The 18,002-nt window shown below is 51.9% G+C and carries 23 protein-coding genes; 8 read left to right on the top strand and 15 right to left on the bottom strand.

All coding sequences use genetic code 11. The annotated features are described in order from the left end of the window. Positions 1-4: 4 nt before the first annotated feature. From sufU to ABI361_11925, 8 genes are all read right to left on the bottom strand, one after another. Positions 5-433 (bottom strand): Fe-S cluster assembly sulfur transfer protein SufU, encoded by a 429-nt coding sequence (gene sufU / locus ABI361_11960; protein ID MEO9321376.1) that lies wholly within the window; start codon positions 431-433, stop codon positions 5-7. Then, positions 430-1,671 carry a cysteine desulfurase gene (locus tag ABI361_11955; GenBank protein MEO9321375.1) on the bottom strand — a complete coding sequence of 414 codons (1,242 nt, stop codon included), beginning with the start codon at positions 1,669-1,671 and terminating at the stop codon, positions 430-432. Before ABI361_11955 ends, sufU begins: the two co-directional genes overlap by 4 nt. Continuing rightward, complete coding sequence (locus tag ABI361_11950) at positions 1,671-1,997, bottom strand: non-heme iron oxygenase ferredoxin subunit (GenBank protein MEO9321374.1); 327 nt, start codon at positions 1,995-1,997, stop codon at positions 1,671-1,673. Before ABI361_11950 ends, ABI361_11955 begins: the two co-directional genes overlap by 1 nt. Before the next feature lie 11 nt (positions 1,998-2,008). Continuing rightward, positions 2,009-3,439 carry a SufD family Fe-S cluster assembly protein gene (locus tag ABI361_11945; protein MEO9321373.1) on the bottom strand — a complete coding sequence of 477 codons (1,431 nt, stop codon included), beginning with the start codon at positions 3,437-3,439 and terminating at the stop codon, positions 2,009-2,011. A gap of 35 nt (positions 3,440-3,474) precedes the next feature. Beyond that, the gene (gene sufB / locus ABI361_11940) at positions 3,475-4,878 is read right to left on the bottom strand and encodes a Fe-S cluster assembly protein SufB (GenBank protein MEO9321372.1); all 1,404 of its coding nucleotides are present in this window, start codon (positions 4,876-4,878) and stop codon (positions 3,475-3,477) included. 114 nt (positions 4,879-4,992) lie between these two features. Next, a complete protein-coding gene (locus tag ABI361_11935; protein MEO9321371.1) occupies positions 4,993-5,469 on the bottom strand; it encodes a hypothetical protein in 477 nt (158 codons plus the stop codon). A gap of 508 nt (positions 5,470-5,977) precedes the next feature. Beyond that, positions 5,978-6,538, bottom strand: coding sequence for a hypothetical protein (locus ABI361_11930; GenBank protein ID MEO9321370.1), 561 nt, complete (start codon positions 6,536-6,538; stop codon positions 5,978-5,980). 530 nt (positions 6,539-7,068) lie between these two features. Continuing rightward, a complete protein-coding gene (locus ABI361_11925) occupies positions 7,069-7,521 on the bottom strand; it encodes a hypothetical protein (protein ID MEO9321369.1) in 453 nt (150 codons plus the stop codon). Between the two features lie 304 nt (positions 7,522-7,825). Between ABI361_11925 and ABI361_11920 the strand changes: the two genes are divergently transcribed. The 3 genes from ABI361_11920 (at position 7,826) to ABI361_11910 (ending at position 8,793) form a co-directional block, all read left to right on the top strand. Further along, positions 7,826-8,167, top strand: a complete 342-nt coding sequence (locus tag ABI361_11920) for a hypothetical protein (GenBank protein MEO9321368.1) — start codon at positions 7,826-7,828, stop codon at positions 8,165-8,167. 5 nt (positions 8,168-8,172) lie between these two features. After that, positions 8,173-8,463, top strand: a complete 291-nt coding sequence (locus tag ABI361_11915; protein ID MEO9321367.1) for a hypothetical protein — start codon at positions 8,173-8,175, stop codon at positions 8,461-8,463. A gap of 87 nt (positions 8,464-8,550) precedes the next feature. Further along, positions 8,551-8,793, top strand: coding sequence for a hypothetical protein (locus ABI361_11910; protein MEO9321366.1), 243 nt, complete (start codon positions 8,551-8,553; stop codon positions 8,791-8,793). Positions 8,794-8,814: 21 nt separating this feature from the next. On the opposite strand, the gene ABI361_11905 is transcribed toward ABI361_11910, so the two are convergent. Next, a complete protein-coding gene (locus tag ABI361_11905; GenBank protein ID MEO9321365.1) occupies positions 8,815-9,735 on the bottom strand; it encodes a TIGR03619 family F420-dependent LLM class oxidoreductase in 921 nt (306 codons plus the stop codon). Between the two features lie 51 nt (positions 9,736-9,786). Then, a complete protein-coding gene (locus tag ABI361_11900) occupies positions 9,787-10,182 on the bottom strand; it encodes a helix-turn-helix domain-containing protein (protein ID MEO9321364.1) in 396 nt (131 codons plus the stop codon). Between the two features lie 87 nt (positions 10,183-10,269). Here ABI361_11900 and ABI361_11895 point away from each other — a divergent pair, with 87 nt between their 5' ends. After that, positions 10,270-10,620 (top strand): hypothetical protein, encoded by a 351-nt coding sequence (locus ABI361_11895; protein MEO9321363.1) that lies wholly within the window; start codon positions 10,270-10,272, stop codon positions 10,618-10,620. Positions 10,621-10,732: 112 nt separating this feature from the next. Here the strand turns inward: ABI361_11895 and ABI361_11890 are convergent, their stop codons facing one another. Continuing rightward, positions 10,733-10,909, bottom strand: coding sequence for a hypothetical protein (locus ABI361_11890; GenBank protein ID MEO9321362.1), 177 nt, complete (start codon positions 10,907-10,909; stop codon positions 10,733-10,735). A 261-nt stretch (positions 10,910-11,170) separates the two neighbouring features. On the opposite strand from ABI361_11890, the gene ABI361_11885 reads away from it, so the two are divergent. Together ABI361_11885 and ABI361_11880 are read left to right on the top strand one after the other, a co-directional pair. Then, positions 11,171-11,359 carry a hypothetical protein gene (locus ABI361_11885; GenBank protein MEO9321361.1) on the top strand — a complete coding sequence of 63 codons (189 nt, stop codon included), beginning with the start codon at positions 11,171-11,173 and terminating at the stop codon, positions 11,357-11,359. 529 nt (positions 11,360-11,888) lie between these two features. Next, positions 11,889-12,620, top strand: a complete 732-nt coding sequence (locus ABI361_11880) for a hypothetical protein (protein ID MEO9321360.1) — start codon at positions 11,889-11,891, stop codon at positions 12,618-12,620. A gap of 511 nt (positions 12,621-13,131) precedes the next feature. On the opposite strand, the gene ABI361_11875 is transcribed toward ABI361_11880, so the two are convergent. The 4 genes from ABI361_11875 to ABI361_11860 form a co-directional block, all read right to left on the bottom strand. Beyond that, on the bottom strand, positions 13,132-13,656 hold the full coding sequence (locus ABI361_11875; protein MEO9321359.1) for a hypothetical protein: 525 nt from the start codon (positions 13,654-13,656) through the stop codon (positions 13,132-13,134). A gap of 162 nt (positions 13,657-13,818) precedes the next feature. After that, positions 13,819-14,415, bottom strand: a complete 597-nt coding sequence (locus tag ABI361_11870) for an NAD(P)H-dependent oxidoreductase (GenBank protein ID MEO9321358.1) — start codon at positions 14,413-14,415, stop codon at positions 13,819-13,821. A 60-nt stretch (positions 14,416-14,475) separates the two neighbouring features. Beyond that, entirely contained in the window at positions 14,476-14,916 is a 441-nt protein-coding gene (locus ABI361_11865) for an NUDIX hydrolase (protein MEO9321357.1), read from the bottom strand. 328 nt (positions 14,917-15,244) lie between these two features. Beyond that, complete coding sequence (locus ABI361_11860; protein MEO9321356.1) at positions 15,245-16,237, bottom strand: radical SAM protein; 993 nt, start codon at positions 16,235-16,237, stop codon at positions 15,245-15,247. A 112-nt stretch (positions 16,238-16,349) separates the two neighbouring features. Between ABI361_11860 and ABI361_11855 the strand changes: the two genes are divergently transcribed. Both ABI361_11855 and ABI361_11850 read left to right on the top strand, forming a co-directional pair. After that, positions 16,350-17,255 (top strand): NAD(P)-dependent oxidoreductase, encoded by a 906-nt coding sequence (locus tag ABI361_11855; GenBank protein ID MEO9321355.1) that lies wholly within the window; start codon positions 16,350-16,352, stop codon positions 17,253-17,255. Next, entirely contained in the window at positions 17,239-17,964 is a 726-nt protein-coding gene (locus ABI361_11850; protein ID MEO9321354.1) for a PAC2 family protein, read from the top strand. The genes ABI361_11855 and ABI361_11850 overlap by 17 nt, the downstream gene beginning before the upstream one ends. The last annotated feature ends 38 nt before the right edge of the window (positions 17,965-18,002 follow it).

Here is an 18,002-nt window from a genome sequence, read left to right as displayed (position 1 = left end):
CCTGCTACAGACCTTTCGAGTCCTCGTTGAACTTTTTCGCGGAAGCCGGGTCCTTGTCGCTGTAGTACCTGACCATTGCCAGCTTTAGGACCTTGAGCGACAGCAGCGCGCACTTGATCCTCGACGGACCGAGCGTCGTCAGACCCATGTTCTCCAGGTGGTCGTCCTTTGTAAAGTCCCTCACGGCGCTGAGGGGCTTGCCCATGACAGTCTCCGTGAGCATCGAGGCGCTTGCCTGGCTGATTGCACAGCCGCGCCCCTCAAACTTGATATCCTTTATCTTGTCGCCGTCGATTTTCAGATGAATGTCAATCTCGTCGCCGCACAGCGGATTGCTGTCGTGTATGCTAACGTCAGCCCCGGAAAGCTTGCCCTTGTTCCGCGGGTTGCGGTAGTGATCCAGTATGATTTCGCGGTAAATGTCGTCGCTCATATCTTGAACATCCTCCGTGCGTCGTTGAGGGCGCTGGCAAGCATGTCGACCTCTTCCTTTGTGTTATACACATAAAAACTTGCCCGGGACGTGGCGGCGACATCGAGCCTTTCCATGAGCACCTGCGCGCAGTGGTGGCCCGATCTTATGGCGATCCCGTGGTCGTTCATTATGGTGGCCAGATCGTGCGGGTGGATGTCGCCCAGGTTAAACGACACGACGCCGCCGCGGTCCTTGACCTCCTCCGGCCCGTAAATAGTAACGCCCTTTACAGCGCCTATCTTGTCCATCGCGTACTTTGTGATGTCCATCTCGTGCTCCCGCACGTGGTCCATGCCCAGCTTGTTGAGATAGTCGATTGCTGCAGAGAATCCGATTACATCGGCGATATTGGGCGTGCCTCCCTCGAACTTGTAGGGAAGATCGTTGTAACGGGTGTCGTGCTTGTGCACTTCCTTTATCATGTCGCCCCCGCCAATGAAAGGCTGCATGCCCTCCAGTATCTCGCGCTTGACATAAAGTATGCCTACGCCCGTGGGCCCTAGCATCTTGTGGGCGGAAAACGCCATAAAGTCGCAGTCCATCTTCCTCACGTCGACCGGCATGTGGGGCACGGACTGCGCGCCGTCAACCAGCACCGGAATTCTTTTTTCGTGCGCCAGCTTGATTATCTTCTCTATGGGTGTAATGGTGCCAAGAACGTTCGACATGTGCGTCAGTGACATGAGCCTGGTTTTGCCCTCGAGGAACTTTCTGTACTCGGGCATTTTCAGGTAGCCGCTGTCGTCAACGCCGACATAGTCGAGAACCGCGCCCTTTTCAGAGGTGAGTATCTGCCATGGCACGATGTTGCTGTGGTGCTCTATCTCGCTTATCACGACATGGTCGTTCTTCTTGATGTTGGCCCTGCCCCAAGAGTATGAGACAAGGTTGATTGCCTCTGTCGCATTTCGGGTAAAGATTATCTCATCTGTCGACTCTGCGTTTATGAACTTGGCAACCTTGCTGCGGGTTTCCTCGAACCTGGCCGTAGCCTCCTCTGCCAGCTGGTGGACCGCTCGGTGGATATTGGAATTGTAGTTCATGTAATAATCGTGTATAGCCTCGATTACGGAAATCGGCTTCTGGGTAGTCGCAGCATTGTCGAGATAGACCAGCTGCTTGCCGCCCATGACCTGGCGCTTTAGGATGGGAAAGTCCTGCCTTATCTTCCTGATGTCAAGCGCGCCCTTTTGCATCATGTCAGAGAATCCAGTTCAACGTAAATCTGGTTGTCCTGTATTTTAACATTGTAAATCTTCAGTGGCTGCTCCGCGGGGAGGTTCTGAGGCACCCCGGAGTCCAGCTTGAAGGCAGACAGGTGCAGCGGACACGTGACGGTGCGCTCGTCCTCGTTAAGTATCCCTGTTGAGAGGTCGGCATACGCGTGAGTGCAAATCCTGTCGGTGGCGTAAAGCCTGCCCTTTACCTTTGTAATCAGAATCCTGCGCTCGCCATGGTCAAAATCGAGCATATCGCCGTCCTTGACGCTCTTTGAATCGGCAACGCGAATCCACTGGGCCATTTCTTTTAGCCTTACCTGTACTTGTAGTGCTTCTCGAAAATGTCGCTAGTCTCGTGGTACCTGCTGCGCTCTACCTCGAGTATCTGTGCCATGACGTCGTCCGTCTTGAGCAGCAGTGGCTTTCCGAGCCACTTGTTCTCTATGAGATAGTTGACCCAAGCGCGTATCGTAGGTCCCATCTTGCGCGACAGCGGCTCGAGAAAGCCGGAGACTATTTCCCTCTTTGCACCCTCCCTGCTCAGGCCCCTTGTGCACAGGTAATAGATCTGGTTCTCGTCCATCTGCGCGACAGATGCCGAGTGCGTCGCCCTGACCTCGTTTGTCTCTATTTCGAGCCCCGGAATCGCGTCAGACTTGGCGCCTCTGTCAAGAAGGATTGCATGGCCTGCAAGGTAAGACTCGGACCCCTTCCCGGCCTTGCCTATCTTTATCATGCCCTTGAACAGCGACTTGGACACGTCCTTCATGACGGACTTGACAAGCACTCTTCCCCGGGTGTGAGGTCCGACGTGGATAAGGTTGGAGGAAACGTCAAACGACTGGGTGCCGGTGCCAAAGACAATCTCGACGTCCTCTGCCGAGGCGCCGGCCTCCTTGAGGATGCTATCTGTCTTGTAGCGAGACAGCATCGAGCCAAACGCGCCGACATACCATGACATCTTGCCGTCTCGCCCTACAAACGCCTTCTTGTTGCACGCGTTGACCGAGTCGCCACCCATGGCCTGCAGGCTAATCATCTCAAGGTTGGCGTTTGCGCCAACGTGCGCCTGGATAAGTTCAAAGTTGCCCTGCTGCATAGAATCGGACTTTACTTCCGGTGCATAGACCTCCTGCACCACCGAGGCCTTGGATCCCGGCTCTGCGACAATGACGTTTCTTGCGCATGTCGATGTGCCGTCTCCTGCCAGCGTGCTGATTATCCTTATGGGGTCCTCGACAACCGCGTCGCGCGGAATGTAGACAAAAGCGCCTGTCTGAAAGGCGGCCGAGCCAAGCGCCAGGAACTTGTCCTCTGAATAGCTCAGCGGGTCTCGCTCAAGGAAGCGCCTTACCAGGTCGCCGTTTTTGACGAGCGCTTCCTGGAGTGATGATACAATTACGCCAGACGACCTTAGTTTGTCGCTAATCGAAACGCTTACAGTGTGGGATCCGACGCTAATGATGCCGGTTTCCTTCTCGAGTTCCTCAAGCCTGTCCTGCATGTACTCTGAAAGCGCGGGCCTGCCCTCTGAGAATGAAAACCGGACTCCCTGCGGCTTGATCCTGTTTGCGTCAGAATATTTTGAATAAAGCGGCGATACCTCAAGGGGAAGGGAGGCGAACTTGGAAAACGCTTCGAGCCTCTGATCCAGCATCCATGACGGCTCGCCCGAGTTTTTGGAAACAGAGCTGATGTACGATTCTGAAATGTCTGAAAGACTTGAAGAAATGGATTTGCTCATTGGTGACTTTCACCGGTGTTAACAAAAAGAGGAGGCTAGCCGACGGAGCCTTCCATTTCCATCTTTACGAGTCTGTTTAGCTCTACCGCGTATTCCATCGGCAGCTCCTTTGTAAACGGCTCCATAAAGCCCCCGACAATCATGGACAGCGCGTCGGACTCGGAGTAGCCCCTGCTCATCAGGTAGAATATCTGGTCCTCGCCTATCTTGCCGACAGTGGCCTCGTGGGTGATAGTCGCGTCGTCCTCGTTGACCTCGATGTACGGGTAAGTGTCGGTCCTTGACCGCTCGTCTAGCAGCAGCGCGTCGCATCTGACGTTTGACTTGACGCCGGTCGCGCCCTTGCCAACGTGCAGCAGTCCCCTGTAGGTGGTCCTGCCAGAGTCCTTGCTGACCGACTTGCTGGTTATCCTCGAAGTCGTATTTGGTGCAAGGTGGACCGCCTTTGCACCTGCATCCTGGTGCTGGTCCTTTCCTGCAAACGCCACCGAGACTACTTCTGCATGAGCGCCCTTGCCAAGCAGGTACACGCCCGGATACTTCATTGTGAGCCTGCTTCCAAGGTTGCCGTCAATCCACTCGACCTTTGCGTTCTCGTACGCGTACGCGCGCTTGGTCACCAGGTTGTAGACGTCCTTGCTCCAGTTCTGGATTGTAGTGTATCTTATCTTGGCGCCCTTCTTTGCAATGAGCTCTACCACTGCAGAGTGGAGCGACTCTGTGGTGTATACTGGAGCGGTGCAGCCCTCTATGTAGTGGACTTCGGCGCCCTCGTCTGCAATGATAAGTGTCCTCTCAAACTGTCCGATGTTCTCGGCGTTGATTCTAAAGTAAGCCTGCAGCGGCAGGTCAATCTTGACGTTTGGAGGTACGTAAATGAACGAGCCGCCAGACCACACCGCACTGTTGAGGGCGGCAAACTTGTTGTCTTCTGGTGGAATGACCTTGCCAAAGTGCTTCTTGACAATCTCGGGATATTCCTTGATTGCAGAGTCGGTATCGACAAAGATAACGCCCTTTTTCTGCAGGTCCTCGTGAAGGTTGTGGTAGACGACCTCTGACTCGTACTGGGCGCCTACTCCCGCAAGGAACTTGCGCTCGGCTTCGGGGATGCCCAGTTTTTCAAAGGTATTTCGCACCGACTCGGGGACGTCGTCCCAGTTCTTGCTCTGCTTTTCAGCAGCCTTGGCGTAATAGTAGATATTTTGAAAATCAATCCTATTCAAGTCGCCTCCCCACTGGGGCATTGGTTTTTTCATAAAGACCTCATACGACCTGAGTCTAAAGTCCCGCATCCAGTCGGGCTCGCCCTTCATTTTGCTAATCTCTTCAACGGTTCCACGAGACAAGCCCTTCTTGCTCAAGTAGACATAGATCGCGGTTGGATCCTTGAAGTCATACTTGGTATAGTCCATGTTCAGGTCTTCTGCTGTGGTCATGTATGGATTATAACGGTGTTATGTTTTATATATATTTTGCACTGTAGTTCTGTTGCGAAAGCGGGAGTTTTCCTGACGTGTTGCACGTAGGGAGGTTTTGTTGGAATACGGGAGTTATTCAAACGGAGGGTAAATTGCAATGCTAAAGTAAGTTCTGTTGTAGATTAGGTTTGTTCCTTCGTTCAAACTAGGCTTGTAGAATTGAAACTTGGACAGACCTCCAACTGCATAAATCATTTGTTTTAATTCATCAGCATTCATTGTCTGGCTAGCGGTACCCGTGTCACCTGCTGAATAAGGTTTTCGGTTCTGATTTGCGTTGACTATTGCTTGCGCCAGAAGGTCTTTGAGAGCTGCTGATGAACTCAGTTGATTGTCATCAATTGGCATGAACGTATCGATAACCTTTGAATGACTATCTGTCAAGTTCTTTATGTAAAAATCAGGCCATGCAATAACTCTGACATGGTAGCTAGTCACCCGCGAGTCTAGGTAAATGTACGGAGGCTGCAAAGCAATTGCCCATACAAAGATTGAGACACCAATTACAACGACTACAATAGGAATGACTATTACTAGCCATGGTCGCATTGACATCTTTGGGATTGAAGTTATTATTTAAGCAAATGCGACTTAGTTGCCTGTCTAGATTGTTGGTTTGATCCAGCAACTATTCTTTCCATTAGATAGCCAGCTGAACACTTGTACTCTTGCGATGTCGTTAATCTCAATTCAATCTTTGCGTTCAAGCCATGACCGCGCTTTAACCTTTATGCAGTCACCTTCGTGCAAGACTTGCACTTCGCTGACCTTGATTCCTGGACCTTTAACTACTGGCTTGTGCCGTACCTCTCGCATGAATTGCCGCTTGGCGCATCAAGTTCTCGGTCTTGTTCTCTCCAAGATTCAGATTGATGCCTGCTCCCTCTCGCGGTGCAACGCCAACTCCCGACATGCAACGCGCTATTGCAGCTCCCTTGTTTGCAACAGAACTTGCACTGTAGTTCGGCTGCATTTCGGTTGCTCTTGCTGCAATGCGGTTGCTGTCTTACAATAGCGCTAGACGAGGTGTATTGGTTCAAAACTTGCGTGCTTAACACTAGTTTGTATTCGTGGTATTGAATCCAAGTACATCCATACGTAGATAAATTCCCTGTACAACGCATATGGGGCAAAGGGGTGCGCGACAAAAGGCAAAGAATCCGATCACCTGCCCAGTTCGCGCATCAACATAGAAAGTGTTTTCTCCCGGTCCGGCGGGTGTTGGTATCACGGCCCAAACGTACCTGCTTTCAGTAGAGTTCACGAAAAGATGTCCCCGATATTCATCGAAAGTCGCGGTATATTGAAACTTCTGAATTGTGGTGCTGTTCAGGTCTGCGCTGTATACGCCGAACGCGGGATAGGTCTTGTTTTGAATCCAGATTCCACTTGTAGCATTCAGGCCGAATTCGCTCTCAAATGGTTTAGGATGACGAGGTGCAGTGACGTTGCCAGTGAACTTCAAGTATTCAAATTGCGGAGGATAAATTCGCAGATAGCTGTCCTTGTACTGCTTTTGTCCAGGGTTGAAAAACTTATCAGGGATCATCGTGTATGCGTAATTTGCGGTAATGAATTGACCGATATGAGGTATAGCTTGAGTCTCGTTTGCGGCCAATGGAGTGGTGCCCGTTTGATTCTTCGATTGTACGACTATTGGCAGATTTGATTGATTGGTCAGATTCCCATCTGTTTCGACAGGTGATGATGTTTGGGATTCACTGGTAACTAGAAGCAAAACACCTATGGCTACTGCAGCTGCTAGACCTATTGCCCAAATCTTATTCGATATAAGATTCAATTTTAAGGTAAGTACTTCAAGTTATCGACGAAGTAAGACCGGAATCGTAGGCTTTGTCGTTCATTTCCTTAAAGACAGAGCGAGCAAGGCAACGATACTCATCGCCTACGATCGACGAGGTAACAAGGTTAAGGCAGCCTTATCTAATCCGCTTGAGACAAAATCGCGGGAAAGGGGAATAACAATCATGCTAGTCTTGCATGGTTGCCTTCTCATCAAACGCCCCTTTCCCTGAGTATAATTTTTGATATCAAAATCATACGCGTAATTACACCGCCGGGTTCGTCAGCGAACAAGTGGCCGACGAATCGTATGTAATTCCGAATGATCGCCAATAGACCAGAAGATCACTTTCCGTAGTGGTCAACCGACCCCGTATTGAGCGGCTTTCCACTCTGGACCTGTATTACATCCTTGATTCTCTTCCAGATATGTCGCTCGTATTCATACGCCATGACGGCTCCTACCGCAACCCCGCCCGCAGCACCCAGCGGTCCGCCAACCACAAATCCCGTCGCGCCGGGAATCAAGAGGCTTTCAAACCAAGAGCCGGATCCAACCTCTACTGCGTAATCATCGGTATTTCCGAGAATAGAGATCGTAATCTCGCGAAGCGCACCCGCGAGGACCGTGGGAGAGCCATTTACTGCCGTGATGCTCCTCAAGGGCTGCCCGTTCATCTCTCCTTTAAATTCCGCCGCCATCTTTAGCTTCTTTTCCTTTTGCAGTTCTTCTTTGATGTGCTGATAAAGGCTGTCAAGGTCGGTATGCAGGCCCTTGTAGTGCTCTACCCTTGTCACGGCTTCGGATTAGTCTACGTTGTATTTATCCATCTTTATTCCGCGGAAGAAATTCGGGGATCTCTTAGCCGCGTTCAATCAGTCTAAATTACATCCTCTTGTTTCTGGAGCCGCAAGCCACGACGCTTTGGCGCGAGCTAGTCGATTTTGGGAACCCGGGGAATTGTTGCCCTCTGTGGGGCGGCGGTTGATTATACTGTCAGACCGGGACTGAATGGATCTCCAAACCATGCAGCCCTGTAGACGTCCCGCCCTAGACAGCATCTAGACTAAATGCTATATCCCGCAGCAGAGAACCTTGGCCATGGCAGAACGCGATGACGATGTCAGCAATCTCTCAGACATTTACGATGCTCTGAAAGGCGATGCCAAGACCATCGTGCAGGACCTGAAGGGTGGCGTGAGGATGTGGAGCGAGGCAGCAGGCGCTAACATTGCAGCAGGAGGCTTTTTGTTACTTCATGCTCTTGCATCGTACAGGATTTACTCTGCGCCAGCGATTTCAAGCGAGGGCGGCCTGATAATCCTCGCGGAGGGGATAACCGCAGCGATGCTTTTTGCGATCGCTGCAAAGGGCTTTTCAAAGTTCTTCAAGCTGCGGAAAAAGTACGCACCCCTATTTGAAAAGGCAGATAGACTGGAGTAAGGCACTTGCCCGCGGCCAACTTTACAAGGATTCTGCGGTACCTGGATGCAATTGACGAGGGCGGCGGCCAGTGCTCAAGGATGGCTTTCTACAACATAGCTGGCAATGAAGAAAACCTCCGGCGATGGGAGAATAAATTGTGTGGCGAATGGGGGCTCGTTGAATTGCTGGATGCAAACGGCCGCCAGACCTATCGCAAGACCGAGCTGGGGCAGAACCTGCACAGGCTCCTAAAGAATCACTATTACGTCGGCAGCCTATTTGAAGAACTTACGCGGGACAGATTGCGGAAATAGGGGGATAAATGTCTCCTACTGGAGCGCCCATAATGCTCCATTCTGGATAGAACTTTTTTATCCGCCTGCCTGGTGCATCATTATATTATGAGCAGCGCCAAGCCCAGCGCTAACGCATTTGTGTGCATCTACTGCGGCTGGACAAACTATGCCGACGCGGCGCCGGACGGATACCCGGCGCTGCGGCTTGAGCCTTGTCCAGGCACAAAGCCGGATCACAACAGGACAACTGCCAACAAGTGCGAAGAGTGCAAATCAATAAGCACCCTGTACTGGTGTCCCGGGAACCACCCAGCAGATCAGAAACCACAGATGGGGCGGTGGCCCTGATGGCCAGAATCAAAGCATGTATTATCTGGCGTGGTGTGCCAGCTGTGCAGTCAGGTCGACATACGCTGAAGCATCGCGCATGAAAGGTGTGAAGGCATTGACTGCGAGGACGAGGTGCTCCACTCCCATCTCCCTTATCTTTTCAATATCCGTTCCCACCTGCTGAACAGTGCCAGTGAGAGGGGCGCGCGTCTCCTCCGGCACCTTTGCCTCGCCGACGTAAGGGTAGGCAAGCAAAAATACCCTTGTCTTCTTGCCCGCAGCCGCAGCGGCTGCTCTGAGACCGGAAATTATCTGCTCAAGCTGGGGCAGGGGCATGGCCGCAACTCCAATCCAGCCGTCCGCGTACTTGGCTATTCGCTCAAACGTCTTTGGGGTAAAGCCTCCAAGCAGCATGGGCAGATGGGGCTTTTGGACAGGTTTTGGGCCGATCTTCGAGGCCGCAATTTTGTAGTACTGACCGGAGAACTCGACAACATCGTCCGTCCAGACTTTTTTCAGCGCCTGGACAAATTCGTCTCCGCGCGCGCCCTTCTTTTCGAAAGGAACGTTTGCGGCCTCGTACTCGTCCTTGGACCAGCCAAGGCCGAGGCCGGCTATCGCCCTGCCGTCCGACAGAACGTCGAGCGTGGCAAACCTCCTTCCCAGCATGACAGGATTGTGAAACGGCATGTCAATTACTGACGTTCCTAGCATAACATGCGAAGTCTGGCCCGCGACAAAGTGCAGCAGGTCGAGGGGATCAAAGACCGTCTGGTAGTCCGCGGGTAGCTTGCCATCAGGTGACGCTACGTACGGCGTCCTTGGGTTTACCGGCGCAAGCATCCTTTCAAGGACCCAGAGCGAGTCAAGGTTTCTGTTTTCGCTTTCCTTGGCTACTTTCAGTACATTGCTCTTCGTTGCCGCCTGCCCTATCTGCGGGAGAAAAATTCCGACTTTCACGAAACTGCTCTGGCCGCTCGCATGATATTAATGCTCTATCAAACCCCGGCGCTAATTCCGCCCAAAGACCTCTCTGAGTTTTCGCTGCTTGCCATCTGCAAATATTTCGCCTGCATAATACTGCATCGAGAAAAGCGCCATCTGTTCGAGGACGGGCCGAAGCGCCCTTCCCTTCTGAGTCAGCGTGTATTCAATGCGCACGGGGCTCTCGCTGTAGACCTTTCGCTCGACAAGCCCTTCCGACTCCATTTCCTTCAGGCGCGCCGACAGCGTCTTTGAGTTTATTTCCTCTATCGAATCGAGCAGCTGGCTGAACCTGGTATGGCCGAGGTGCATCATGTTGCGCAGGATAAGCACCGTGAATTTCTTGCCAATTATCCTAAACGTGTTGTTTATGGGACAGCGCAACAAGTTTGCATCCGCCCATGGTGATTCGCTGTCTTGCAAGTTACCTCTTCTTCAGTCGATAGCATTTTGCTTACTGCCGGGTATAATAGTTACCTTTTTTCACCAACTTGCACTAGGTGACAATGATTGGAAGAACACAACAAGATGGAAGGATACGGCTGCAAGTGCTCATGCCACGGAATGGGCACCGAACACTGCCATATGTGTCAGAACATGCACGGCCGGGGCATGCCAAACCCGATGGAAATGTCTGTAAAGATGTGGCAAAAGGCCTTCTTTGAAGCCCTGATGGAATACCACAAGGACGCAATCAAGAAAAAGATGGCGGAAGCCTGGGGCGACACGACCGACAAGGCAGCTCAGGCCGTTTTCGACGCTATGACAAAGCAGTGGATGGGAATGGCACAGGGCTCGGCAGCAGAACAGGAAATGCGTCAAAAGCTGGCGCAGCTAATGAGCGAATCGCGGGATCGCTAGCTCCTCTCTTTTCTTTTTTGGATTTTTACTAACGGCGGATTTGCAGGTTTCAAAATTTTAGCGGCCAAGTTTTGTGCGGTATCGCACTCGCGCCGGACAGTCTGCGCCCACATTATTTTACGAGTTTGACTAGAACCCATCTCACAAACACCTCTATATCGCCAATCAGACGCGCAGGATATTCATCAGAGACAAAACACTGGGTGACAGTCTCTTCAACAATGGTGACTTCATGCTGCGAAGCAGACGCAACGCATACGGCGATAGGAACGCCAAAATTGTCTGCCACTGCCATGAGCTTCGTAACTTTGCCGCGCTTGGTCGCTCCAACACACCTTCCCCTTTTTTAGCCACGATAAACATGCCATCAATGTAGCATTCTGATAAATCGACACCGCCGCGCTCTCTCAGGTCGGCAGCCAATGCCTGAAGTACCATCTCAAATACGCCAGCTCTAACTCGCTGCTGGAACCTGCGATGGCATGTCTGGTATGGCGGATAACGGTCTGGCAAATCGTACCAGCACGTTCCTGTACGAAGTATCCATAAAATGCCATTCATTACTTCTCTGGAGTCGCGCCATGGCCTGCCCTCGCCATCGACGCGCCTCTTTGGCTCGGGGATTAACGGCTTGAGGATCGACCACTGCTCGTCGGTCAAGTCCGTGGCTGTGGATTATTACGGCGGCAAAAAGCTTGTCTCAACGAATAGTCAGGACAGGAAGGTCAAAAAGCGCTGATTTGCCGTTTATGGGATGAGTTCTAATAGAATTCGCTAGGCAACTCCACTAGTACGTTTTATAATAGTTAAAATCACAGTAGCTGATGTTAGGAAGAGCGTTCGATAAGCGGGCCGCTCCCACAAACAGCGGCAAAAAAAATAGAGCACTTGCGGATTCGTCGAACCAACCTCAAAGATTTCACGGAGTCCGGTTGTACGCGGTCGCAGCAATTGCCGTGACACTGCTTCTTCCAATTGGATCCATGGCGACACAGAAGCAGACCTTCTTGCCCAGCAATTTAGGTTTGCCAACTCCGGCATACGCGTCTTCATCGTATGAAATTGCACCAGGCGACTCTAAAGGTGGCTGCGCGGCAATCGGGGGAACGTTTTTCGGGACAACATGTACCTTCTCAAAAACCCTAACTCAAAGTCTGGGCGATTTGCTAACAGTTGATTCAGGCGTAACGTTGTCATTAACAGCCACGGGCGTTATTGGTAATAACTTCGCCGGGTCCGGCGCTCAGCCTAGCAGCTTGGGAACAATAATGAACAACGGCATTATCCTCAACCGTGGCAGCATAACTTTTGGTATTCTGAACAATACTGCTGGTGGGGCTATCAGCAACTATCGTATGATAAAATCAGATGCATACTATAGTAACTTGTACAACTATGGAACTATAAGCAACCATGCACACGGTATGGTCAAGATCAGCCTTGGTACAGTCATTTACAACTTTTATGGCGCCGTAATGAACAACGCCGGCACATTTACAGACACAGTAGGCTATCCGGGCGACTCTGCGACGTTTTACAACACGGGTACGATTAACAACCTCTCCGGCGGGCTTGTCTTCAATTACTTCCACTTCGTCAACACCAATGACGGCATAATATACAACAACGCTGGCGCAAACATCACCAATGGCTACATATTCTACCAGCAGGGCACAATTCTGAACAGGGGTAATTTCAACAACAATAATGGCGCCGACGTGCCGTTTACTATTGGCGGCGTCTTCATAAACCAGCACGGTGGCGTTATCAACAACAACCACACAATCGATGTCAACTCCCTCGGGATTATAGCCAACTTGTACGGCTCTACCATTAACAATAACTCGGGTGCCATACTCTATGACCTCTCGGGCGGAACAATAGACAACAATGCAGGAGCTACAATCAACAATGGTGGAACACTCGAAGTACACTGCGGATCTGCGTACAACAACGGCGGAACGCTGACAGGCAATCCGATAACGACCCCGTGTCCGTAGGGTCTTCTTTCTCTTTTCTTTTTTTATTTTCGTAGCCGATCTTTCTTTAGAGATTAATTCAAATTTGAATTTAGTCAAATTAAAAGAAATGTATCCTTACGGCTTCGCGACCAAAGGTAACGCCTAAAGCTAGGACTGTACAATCGTGCCATCAATAATGTAGCATTCTGACAGGTCCAGTATGCCATGCTTTAACAATTCCATGGCCAACGCCTGAAGTACCTATTCAAATACTCTTGAATAAACCCATTGCTGGGAACCTGCGATGACACGTCTGAAACGGACTGTACCTATCTTTTTGAAAGTCACGCCATGGAGCACCGGTACGCAATACCAAAGTACGCCTTCCAATGCCTGTCCGGAGCCACGGCACCGCCTGCCTTTGCAAGCAGGCCGTTTGTAGGGAGATGGCAACAGTGCCTGGATTACCATTCATCCACTGCTGGTCTGTCAAATCCATACAGCGTTAGCGATAACATTGTAATTATCAGACGACTTCTAGTGCATCTGACTAGTGAGTGCTGCTCCTTGATTGCGCGGCACGCACTCTTGGTTGGTTCCTGCGCCATTCCCTTGCGGCCCCTTCGAGAAAGTCGCGGTCATATCGCGAACTGTCCATCGCGCCGGACAGGACGGCGTACTTGACAATCGGTCCCAGTCGTTCTCCGCCGTACCTGGTGAGCACGCGCTCTATGACCTCCTCTTTCGTACCTGCTGATTTTGCCTCCAAGAGGGCGTCGATAAAAAAGCCTTTTGTAAACCTGATGTTCCCGTCTGCCGCAAGCTCGAGAATGTTCAGTTCAAATGCTGATTGAAAAGTGGGAAGCCTCCTGCACTGCTCGAGCAACGAATTTGGGAGCGGATTTGATACCTGCCCCCGTGTTGCCAGTGGGCCTGCCCTGTTTTCCGTCATTTGCTTTGGAGCCGCGGAACCCAGCTTTAGCTCAAGGACTACTGTCTCTTTCCTTTCAAGCCCGAGCGCCTGCTTGATATACAACAGCAGATCTTCGAACTCCAAGACAATGCTGCCTAACAAGCAGTTTTGCTCCGAACCCGAGAGTATAAAACCTTAAGAAAAACCATGCTTGAGAAGGCCCCGACATGCGGCATTTGTCGGATTATGGAGGACTACCGTCTCAATAATAATTTCGACCATCACCGATGGATGTGGCGAGAGGCACGCGCAAGCTTTTACGGGCTAGCGGAACCTTGCCACAAAGGTGTCCTGTTCGGTGCTCGCAAAGTCTGCGGCAAACTGGGACCTCAGCACCTTCCCGTATACGGTAAGGTCCCTGCCCAGCATCCCGAGTCGCTTTGCAAGCTTCTCGTTTGGTGAACCATTTGCAAAATCTTGCTCGCTGTTGAGCGAGACGCCATATGGCATGCTCCAGCCGTAGCACTGCCGCACCGCTGTTCGCATGTGGTCCATTACAGTGAGGCCCTTCTCGTGCGATGCCACCACATATCCAAACAGCTTACCTGCAAATTCGTGCCAGTAGTGGTCAAGAAAGTTCTTCATAGCGCCCGACATGGAGCCGTGATAATCCGGCGTGGCAAGGACGAACGCGTCTGCGCGTTCCACTTCCAGCGTGACCGCGTCAAGGTCCTTGGAATTGTACTCGCTGACGTCTGGAACATAAATCGGCACTGCCGCCTGCCTTAGGTCCAGCAAGTGCGCCTCCGCGCCCGCCTTGCGGGCATGCTCAAGGACGATTTCAAGGGCCTGCTTGCTGTAGGACCTTGCGCGCATGCTCGAGCTTACCCCGAGAACTCTGATTCTTGCGTCTGATTGCAACAAACGTATCCGTGGTAGCGCGCTATATTAGTTAGCAAGGATCAGAAAATCCGGTCACAGCTACCGGCGCTTTGTCGACCAGAAGGTTCCGCCCGAACTCTTCCACTTTACATAGTCGGCAAGAATCGTCGAGTGGTCGAATGCAAGCTTTGAAGAAGGGATCCTGTCAAGCGGAATCCATTCTGCGGCCGCGGCGTCGTCGCCGGCCTGAAGTTCGCCGCCGACAATAATGCAGATGAACACCACGGACATCGAGTGGGCTCGAGGGTCGCGCTTTGGGTCCGAGTAAACGCCGAGAACATCGATGGGTTCGACCTCCAGGGATGTCTCCTCGCTTGCCTCCCGCCGTGCCGCGTCCTCGGCCGTTTCGCCCGCTTCGATAAATCCGCCTGGAAGCGCCAGCTGGTCCTTGAACGGTTCTTTCTTTCTCTTGATTGTCAGTATCCTTCCGTCGCGCTCCAGTATCATGTCGACGGTCGGGTAGGGATTTCTTTGCTCCACCGACTTTGAATCCTGTAGCCGCGCTATTAAGAGTAGAAAGACTGAAAATTTGGGTAAAGCAGGCGGTAACTTGTAATAACCACGATGAAACTTTAATAAATGCTGCAATACTGACAGCATTTAATTACAAACCTAAAATCTTATATCCTTGTTCGACCATAATTCCATAACCATGATGGCCTCCACTGAAGAGGTCCAGTTGCAGGGCCAGACGCCGCTCAGCGTGTGTCCAAGGTGCGGGCGTCAGGTCAGAATCGACGGACACTGCGAGTGCGAGAGTATCTTCCAGTCTGAGCAAACCTTAGATCGATAGCGCGGCTGGCCTACCCTAGCAGGCAAAGTCAGCAAGCGCCGTCTGTCCCATTTTTGGCCGCCTCAGTTGCCTTGGGCCCATGTGCTTTGGAAACTCTGAGCTAAGGCCAGCTGCGCGGACGATGCGGTAGAACTGATCGATAACTCGCCGCTGGTATGTGTCGCCTGCCACCCAGTATTTGCTGGAATCAAGCTCGGGTGTAATGCCGTAGATCTGCATGTACCTCGGCTCAAAGTCGCTTACGCCAAGCATGGCAAGGGCAGACTTCATCCTGTCCCAGATGTCAGGTCGCATTCGAAGGATAGAACCGAAGACGTGGCGCGCGCCTGCATCTTTGGCCCCACGGATTATCTGCTCAAAATTCGCGGCCGAGTCCGTTATTAGCGGCATGATGGGATCAACATTGATGCCGCAGGCGACACCCCTGCGCGCAAATTCTGAAATGACTTTGAACATTTTCGATGCTGGGGGAGTGCCCGGCTCCAGCACCCTCCGCAATCGCTCTTCGCAGGTCGTTATAGACCAGATGATCGCGCAATTATCCGAGTAGCCTGCGTGCAATTCAAGGTCGCGGAGGATTGAGGTGGACTTTGTAAAGACATAGTAAGGCACGTTGTGCCTCTGCAATACCCTGAGGCATTCCCTCGTGAGGCCGTAGCGCACTTCGGCGGGCTGGTATGCGTCTGTCGCGGAACCAACCATGACAGGCCCGATTTGGTCTGATTTCCAGCCTGCGAGCTGCTCGTCGAGCACTTGCGCGGCGTTGCTCTTTGCATACACAGTGTCATAGAATTCCGGCGACCACTCGTAGGTTGCATAGCAGTAGGCGCATCTGTGGTGGCAGCCCTTGTACGGGTTAATTGAAAGGCCACGGTATTTGTTGAAAATAAATGGGTGGATAAGGGATTTGCTTTCCTTCTCCAGTATCTGCGGAGAGTTGGAATACCAAAGCCTTTGTTTAGGAGCCGGTTTTTCAACCAGTGGAGCGAATAGCGATAATTTTTTCAATGTCCCGGTCAAGACACCGCCGCTTTTAAGTCCGGGAACACCGTTGGGGGAGGGGGTCTCGCGCCTAGATTGCAGCCTAACTTTTTATTGCCTGCAACTTCCCGTTAGCCCGATGCAACAATACGTTGGCGTTGCGGGGCTAGGATTGATGGGTTCCGGCATTGCCAGCAGGCTAGATCAGGCGGGTATGCTCAGAGCCGTTTACAACCGCACCAAAAAGAATCTTGATGCTTCAAAGAATGTTATCTGGGCAAAAAGCCCACAGGATCTGGCCGACTCGTGCGAGATTGTACTTACCTGCGTTACCGATTACAAAGCCGTTCGCGGCGTGCTCTTTGGCGATCGGACAAAACCTGGCATTGCTTCTTCTAAAAGAGCAGGACTTGTTGTCATTGATGCGAGCACCATCTCGCCGAGGGAGTCCGAAGAATGCGCACAGGAACTTCGGGAGCACGGAATCGACATGCTTTCGAGTCCCGTAATGGGCGGTCCTGCCGCTGCCAAGGAAGGGAAACTTGTTCCAATGATATCTGGAAGCATGGCCGCATATGAAAAGGCGAAACCTGTTATTGCAGCGATTGGAAGCAGGCACTTTTACATTGGTGCCAAGAACGGTGATGCAAACGTGCTAAAGCTCGCCTTGAACCTCAACATCGCGCTAATTGCAGTTGCGGTTTCTGAAGGAATCAACCTTGTCAAAGCAAGCGGCCTTGATCCGGCACATTTCATAAACGTGCTAAATTCCACATACTTCAAAACCGGGCTGTCCGAGGGCAAGGGTCCCAAGATGGTAGCGTGGGATTTCTCGCCTTCCTTTCATCTGAAGAATATGTTGAAAGACATTTCGCTTGCAGTCGGCGCAGCGCGGGACGCGGGGGTCAGCATTCCAAACGCAGCGCTTGCCGAGCAGATGTTCCGGGCTGCAAATAATAGCGGGTACTCCGACCTTGACTACACCTCGGTCTGCGCGTTCTTGTCGCAGATAAACGGGCTTGGTAAAAATGACAATAAGGATTGAAACACTTCAAAAAATCGCAGCCGGCGACTGCAGGCTCGTCGCCTCCCTTCCGGATATGGGCCGCGTAGGCGGCATCGTCTCCTCATATTTGGCGCTGCACCTCCGGGCAAAGCCGGTGGCAGAGTTCCTTTCCGGCGACAAGCCCTGGGTATCATATTCCGATGGGGTTGTAAAGTCAGTCACGGACTCGTACACGCTTCATTATCATGAGCGGGCCAGTCTGCTGATTTTTTCAGGCGCGTCTCAGCCTCAGGATGCTACAGAACTTTACAGGCTTTGCAACGCACTGCTTGACACAGTGCAGTCGATGGGAAACGTGACAAGGGTCTATTCTGCTGGCGGATACCTGCGGGAAAACCTCACCGGCGCGCCCAGGGTATGCGGCGCCGTAAACAGAAAAGAGCTCGCGGTCGTCCTGAGCGAGTCCGGGATAGAGCCTATCGGAAACGAGATATCGACCATTACATGGTTCAATGGCCTTATTCTTGGCCTTGCGGCAGACAGGGGCATTGACGGAATTGGTCTTTTTGGCGAAATCTCTGAGACAAGTGTCCCGCAGCCGCTCGCCGCCAAAAGCATCATCGGGGCGTTTTCTCGGATTGAAAAAATCCCCGTGGATACCAAGCCGCTCGATGCACAGTACGAGTCGGTGCTCGACGAAGTGCTCAAAAAGAAGGAGCCGCCGAAGCACGGGCCCGGCAGCGGCTAATCTCCAGCCTGCCCGTCACTTTCGTTCTCTGCTGGAGG

This window comes from Nitrososphaera sp., assembly GCA_039938515.1.
Taxonomy (GTDB): domain Archaea; phylum Thermoproteota; class Nitrososphaeria; order Nitrososphaerales; family Nitrososphaeraceae; genus Nitrososphaera.
Note: the sequence above shows the minus strand (reverse complement) of the source record. Positions and strands in the feature narration are given on the sequence as shown.